The sequence below is a fragment of the Streptomyces sp. FH025 genome, assembly GCF_017427025.1.
Taxonomy (GTDB): domain Bacteria; phylum Actinomycetota; class Actinomycetes; order Streptomycetales; family Streptomycetaceae; genus Kitasatospora.
In genome coordinates, this window is sequence record NZ_JAFLNG010000435.1 from 1 (window position 1) to 6,651 (window position 6,651).

The window sequence follows — 6,651 nt, forward strand, 5'->3', positions numbered from 1 at the left end:
CCGCCCCAGGAGCCCCAGGCCACCGAGGTCGCGGTCCGCCCCTGGGCCCGGCGGTACTCGGCCAGGCCGTCCAGGAAGGTGTTGGCCGCTGCGTAGGCGGGCTGGAGACCACTGCCCCAGGTCGCGGCGATCGACGAGAAGAGGACGAACGCGTCGAGGTCCAGCTCGGCGGTCAGCTCGTCCAGGTGGACGGCGCCGGCGGCCTTGGCGGCCAGCACCGCGGCCGTCTCGGCCAGGTCGGTCTCGTGCACGGTGTTGTGCTGGACGACACCGGCGGTGTGGAACACCGCGGACAGGGCGGGGCCGGTCGTGGCGATCCGGTCGAGCACCCCGGCCAGGTCGGACCGGTCGGCGGCGTCGCAGGCCACGACGTCCACGTCGCTGCCCAGGGCGGCCAGTTCGGCGGCCTTCGCGGCCAGACCGGCAGCGGCCGGGCCGGACCGGCTGGTCAGCACCAACCGCCGCGCACCCCGGCCGGCCAGCCAGCGGGCGACGTGCCCGCCGATCGCACCGGTGCCACCGGTGACCAGGACACTGCCGCCGGGCGTCCACTGCCCGGCGCCGGTGTGCGGCTGCCCGGCCCTGGTGAGCCGGCGGCCGAAGACCGCGGCCGGACGGATCGCGACCTGGTCCTCGCCGCAGCCGGCCAGGACGGCGGTCAGCCGGCCCCCGGTCTGCTCGTCGAACTCGGCCGGCAGGTCGATCAACCCGCCCCAGCGGTCGGGGTGTTCGAGGCCGACGACACGGCCGAAGCCCCAGATCTGGGTCTGCAGCGGGTTGGTCAGGGCCTCGCCCGGCGTGGCCGCGACGGCGCCGCGGGTGAGCACCCACAGCGGTGCGTCGATGCCCGAGTCGCCCAGGGCCTGCACCGCGGCCAGGGTGGTGGCGAAGCCCCGGGGGACCGCCGGGTACCCGGGTACGGGAGTCTCGTCCAGGGCCAGCAGCGACACGATGCCGGCCGGCGCCTCGGAGCCCTGCTGCGCCTCGGATCCGCGCAGCGCCTCACCGATGGCGAGCGCCACGTCGGACCGGTCCACGGCATCGGCCGGCAGCTCGGCGACCGTGACGTCCGCGCCGCGGGCGGCCAGCGCCCGGACGCAGGACCCGGTCAGCTCGTCCTCGGCCCGGTCGGCGAGCACCAGCCAGCGGCCGGTGAGCGCGGCGGAGTCGGGGTCCGAGACTGGCGCCCAGGTCACCTGGTAGCGCCAGCCCTCCGTCGCCGAGCGGTCGCGCTCGCGGCGGCGCCAGGAGGTCAGCGCCTCCAGCACCTCGCCGAGCGAACGCCGGTCGTCCAGCTCCAGGACCTCGGCGATGTGGGCCAGGTCCCCGCCCTCGACGGCGGCCCAGAACGCGGCCTCCGCCTCGGTACCCGAGCCGTCACCACCGACGGCCGTCACGCCCGCGGCCGAGGGCTCCAGCCAGTACCGCTCACGCTGGAAGGCGTAGGTCGGCAGGTCCACCGGCTCGGCGGCCGGCAGGACGCTCTTCCAGTCGACCGCAAGGCCACCCACATAAGCCTGCGCCAGAGCCGTCACCAGACGGGCGGCACCCGCGTTGTCACGCTCCAGAGTGCCGACCGTCAGCACATCCGCGACACCCGCATCCTCGGCCGTCTCCGTGACCGCAGCGGTCAGCACCGGGTGCGTCGACACCTCGACGAACGCCCCGTAACCACCACCCAGCAGGGTGCGGACGGCCTCCTCGAAACGGACCATCCGACGCAGGTTCGCGTACCAGTACCCCGCATCCACCTCGGCACCCGACAGCCACTCACCTGTCACCGTCGAGATCATCGGCACCCGGCCCGCCCGCGGGGCGATCCCCGCCAACTCCCCGGCCAGCACCGCCTCCAGGGGCTCGACCGCCGGGGAATGCGCCACGAAGTCCGTCGCCGGGATCCGCCACCGCAGCACCTTGCGCGAGGCCAGCTCACGCTCGAACTCCGACAGCGCCTCCGGCTCACCCGAAACCACCACCGCCGCCGGGCCGTTAACCGCCGCCACCGACAGCCGACCGCCCCAGCCCTCGACGATCTCCCGCACCGCCGCCGAAGGCATCACCACCGACACCATCGAGCCCTGCACCGACAGACCCGTCAGCGCCCGCGCCCGAACCGCCACCACCCGGGCACCGTCCTCCAGCGACAGCATCCCGGCCACCGTGGCCGCCGCGATCTCGCCCTGCGAGTGACCCACCACCGCGTCCGGCGTCACACCCGCGGCCTCCCAGACCGCCGCGAGCGACACCATGATCGCCCACAGCACCGGCTGCACCACATCCGCCGCATCCAGGGAGGGAGCACCCTCCGCCCCGGCGATCACATCCGAGAGCTTCCAGTCCACGAACGGCGCCAGCGCCGCCTCACACTCCGCCAACCGCGCCGCGAACACCGGACTCACCGACGCGAGTTCCCGGCCCATACCGACCCACTGCGCACCCTGACCCGCGAACACGAACGCCGTCCGACCACCCGAACGCGCAACCCCGGAGACGACCGATCCCGCAGAGACGCCGTCCCCCAGCGCGCCCAGCCCGGACAGCAGCTCCGTACGGTCGCCACCGACCACCACGGCGCGGTGCTCGAACACCGAACGCGTCGCCGCCAGCGACCACGCCACATCCGCCGGCACCAGCTCCGGACGAGCCGACACCCACTCGCGCAGACGGCCCGCCTGAGCCGTCAGCCCCCGGGCCGACCGGCCCGAGACCGCCCAGGCCGCCAGTCCGTCCAGCTCCACCACTGCGGGAGCGGCCGGAGCCGTCTCGGCCTCGACGGCCGACTCGTCCACGGTCTCCGCCGGTTCGGCGTCCCCGGCGGGCGCCTCCGCGGCCTCGCCGTCCTCGGCCGGGGCCTCCTCCAGGATGATGTGGACGTTGGTGCCGCTCATCCCGAACCCGGACACGCCGCCACGGCGCACCCGCTCCCCGGCGGGCCACGCCACCGGCTCGGCCAGCAGCCGCACCTCGCCCGCCGACCAGTCCACCTCCTGCGTCGGTTCCTCGACGTGGAGCGTGGCCGGCAGCTGCTCGTTCTGCAGCGCCAGCACCATCTTGATGATCCCGGCCATGCCCGCGGCCTGCTGGGTGTGCCCGATGTTGGACTTCACCGACCCCAGCCACAGCGGCCGGTCCTCCGGGCGGTTCTGCCCGTAGGTGGCGAGCAGCGCCTGGGCCTCGATCGGGTCGCCGAGCGGGGTGCCGGTGCCGTGTGCCTCGACCACGTCCACGTCGGCCGTCGAGAGCTTGGCGCTGGCCAGCGCCGCCCGGATCACCCGCTGCTGCGACGGACCGTTCGGGGCCGTCAGACCGTTGGACGCACCGTCCTGGTTGATCGCCGAACCGCGCACCACCGCCAGGACCTTGTGCCCGTTGCGGCGCGCGTCCGACAGCCGCTCCACCACCACGACACCGGCGCCCTCGGCGACGCCCATGCCGTTCGCCCCGGCCCCGAAAGCCTGGCAGCGCCCGTCGGGCGACAGGCCGAGCGACTTGCTGAAGTCGGTGAACAGCACCGGGGTGGCCGCCACGAACGCGCCCCCGACCAGCGCCATCGAGCACTCGCCGGAGCGCAGCGCCTGGGCGGCCAGGTGCAGCGAGACCAGCGACGACGAGCAGGCGGTGTCGATCGTCACGGCCGGGCCCTCCAGGCCCAGCGTGTAGGACACCCGGCCGGACAGGATGCTCGTGGCGTTGCCGGTCATCACGTGACCGTCGAGCTCGCCCTGCTTGCCGGTGATCCAGCCGTACCCGGAGGCGGAGGCGCCGGCGAACACGCCGGTCTGCGAGCCCCGGAGCGAAGCCGGGTCGATCCCGGCCCGCTCCAGTGCCTCCCAGGACACCTCCAGCAGCAGGCGCTGCTGCGGGTCCATCGACAGCGCCTCACGCGGGCTGATCCCGAAGAATCCGGCGTCGAACTCGGTGGCGCCGTAGATGAAGTTGCCCGCCTGCACCTCGGCGGCGCCGGGGCCGTCGGCGTCGCCGAACGCCCACCCGCGGTCCTGCGGCAGCCCGGCCACCGATTCCCGCCCGGCGTCCAGCAGTTCCCACAGGGCCTCGGGGTTGCGCACGCCCCCGGGGAACCGGCAGCTCATGCCGACGATGGCGATGGGCTCGCCGCCGGCGCTTTCCAGTTCCTGCAGACGCTGCCGGGTCTCGTGCAGATTAGCGGTCACCCGCTTGAGGAAGTAGCGGAGCTTCTCTTCGCTCACTTACGTCACCTCGTCGAAGAAGTCGCGGCGTTGGCCGTGTCAGTGGATTCCGAGTTCCTTGCCGATGAAATCGAAGACTTCGTCGTCGGTTGACGATTCGAGCTTCTCCGCAACTCCGGTCTCGGCGGTCTGTGCCCGAGCCTCCCTCCACTTGGAGAGGACGACTTCGAGGCGGTTCGTGATCAGGGCGGATTCGGCGTCGCCGGCGATCGCGACGAGCATGCCCTCCAGCTTGTCCAGTTCGGCCAGCACGGGCTGGGCCGGGCTGGTCTCCTCGGTCAGACCCGCCCGCAGGTGGTCGGCGAGGGCGGCCGAGGTGGGGTAGTCGAACAGCAGCGTGCTGGGCAGGCGCAGTCCGGTGGACGCGCCCAGCCGGTCCCGCAGTTCGACGGCGGTCAGCGAGTCGGCCCCGAGGTCGTTGAAGGCGCGGTCGGCCTCGACGGACTCGATGCTCGCGTGTCCCAGGACGGCGGCGGCCTCGGTCCGGACCAGGTCGATCAGCAGTCGGTCCTGTTCCACCCGGGGCAGGCCCGCCAGTTGCAGCGCCAGCGCGTTCCCGGCCGACGGGTCGGCCTGGCCGTCGTCGTCGCCCTTGACGGCCAGGGCCTCGATGACCTCGGGCAGGCTCTCGATCAGCGGGCTGGGCCGGCGCAGGGTGAACGGCGGGGCGAACCGCGCCCAGTCCACGTCCACGACCGTGATCAGCCGGTCCCGGCCGTCGAGTGCCTGGGCCAGGGCCTGGATCGCCTGGCCCGGATCGATCAGGCGCAGACCGCGGCGCGTCATCGCGGCCGCGCCCTCCGCGTCGGTCATCCCGCCACCGCCCCACGGACCCCAGGCCACCGAGGTGGCGGCCAGGCCGCGGGCGAGGCGGTTCTCCGCCAGGGCGTCCAGGTAGGCGTTCGCCGCCGCGTAGCCGGCCTGGAGACCACTGCCCCAGGTCGCCGCGATGGAGGAGAACAGGACGAACGCGTCCAGGTCCAGGCCGGCGGTCAGCCGGTCGAGACTGGCGGCGCCGGCGGCCTTGGCGGCCAGCATGGCGGCCGTCTCCTCCACCGAGACGTCGTCCAGTGCGGTGGCCTGCCCGAGGCCGGCGGCGTGCATGACCGCGGTCAGCGGCGGGCCGCCCGCACCGATCCTGGCGATCACTCCCGCCAGGGCGGCGTCCTCGGCGGCGTCGCAGGCGAACACGTCCACCTCGGTTCCCGTGGTCGCCAGTTCGGCCGCCAGGGCGGCCGTCCCGGCGGCCCCGGCCCCGGAGCGGCTGGTCAGCACGAGCCGCTTGGTGCCGCGGTCGGCCAGCCAGCGGGCGACGTGCCCGCCGATCGCGCCGGTGCCACCGGTGACCAGCACGGTGCCGCGCGGCACGAACTGCCCTGCGCCGCCGCGCGGTCGGGCGGCCCTGGTGAGCCGGCGGCCGAAGATTCCGGCCGGACGGATCGCGACCTGGTCCTCGCCGCACTCGGCCAGCACCGCGCAGAACAGCTCCGCGGCCCGATCGTCGAACTCGGCCGGCAGGTCGATCAGACCGCCGCCGTGGTCGGGGTGTTCCAGGGTGGCGACCCGGCCGAGCCCCCAGGCCTGCGCCTGCACCGGGTTGGTCAGCGCCTCGTCCGACGTGGTGGCCACCGCACCGCAGGTCAGCGCCCACATCGGTGCGTGGACGCCCTCGGCGATCAGGGCCTGGATCAGCGTCTGGGTCCCGGCGAGGCCGTTCGCCAGCACCGGGTGACCGGGCAGCGGCGTCTCGTCCAGGGCCAGCAGCGACACCACGCCGGAGACCCCGGCCTCGGGCAGCGTCGCGGCGATCCGCGCGGCCATCAGCCCCTGGTCGGCGGTCTCGGTGGTCGCCATCGTCACGACGTCGGCGCCGCGCGCGGTCAGCGCCCGCACGCACGCCTGCCACAGCTCGCCCTCGGTCTGCTCGGGCGTGCCCACCAGCAGCCAGTGCCCGGCGAGCACCGCCGGGGCGGGGTCGGCCACCGGCGCCCAGCTCACCTGGTAGCGCCAGTTCGCGGTCACCGACCGGTCCAGCTCCCGGCGCCGCCAGGACGCCAGGGCCGGCAGCACCTCACCGAGGTGCCGCTGGTCCTCCAGGGCCAGGGTGTCGCCGAGTTCGGCCAGGTCACCGTTGTCGACGGCGGCCCAGAACCGGGCCTCGGCGGCCGTGCCCGCCCCCTCCCCGCCGGCGTTCGGCGGGGTCTGCACGCCCTTGGGCCAGTACGTCTCCTGGCGGAAGGCGTAGGTCGGCAGCTCGACCGGTGCGCCGGTCGGCAGCACCGAACTCCACTCCACCGAAGCCCCGTTGACGTACGCCCGGGCCAGACCCGTCACCAGGCTCGGGACGCTCTCGTCGTTGCGCCGCTGGAGCGGGACGAACACGGCCTCGTCATTTCCGGTACCGGCCACGATGTCCGAACCCAGCGACGACAGCGAGCCGTCC

The 6,651-nt window shown here is 74.2% G+C and carries 2 protein-coding genes; both read right to left on the reverse strand.

Annotated features, from left to right (window positions below):
• A partial coding sequence (locus J0670_RS26070; RefSeq protein ID WP_207814110.1) for a type I polyketide synthase occupies window positions 1-4,208 on the reverse strand: 4,208 nt, incomplete at its 3' end.
• 39 nt (window positions 4,209-4,247) lie between these two features.
• Window positions 4,248-6,651: SDR family NAD(P)-dependent oxidoreductase (locus tag J0670_RS26075; RefSeq protein ID WP_207814111.1), on the reverse strand; the 2,404-nt coding region annotated here is incomplete at its 5' end.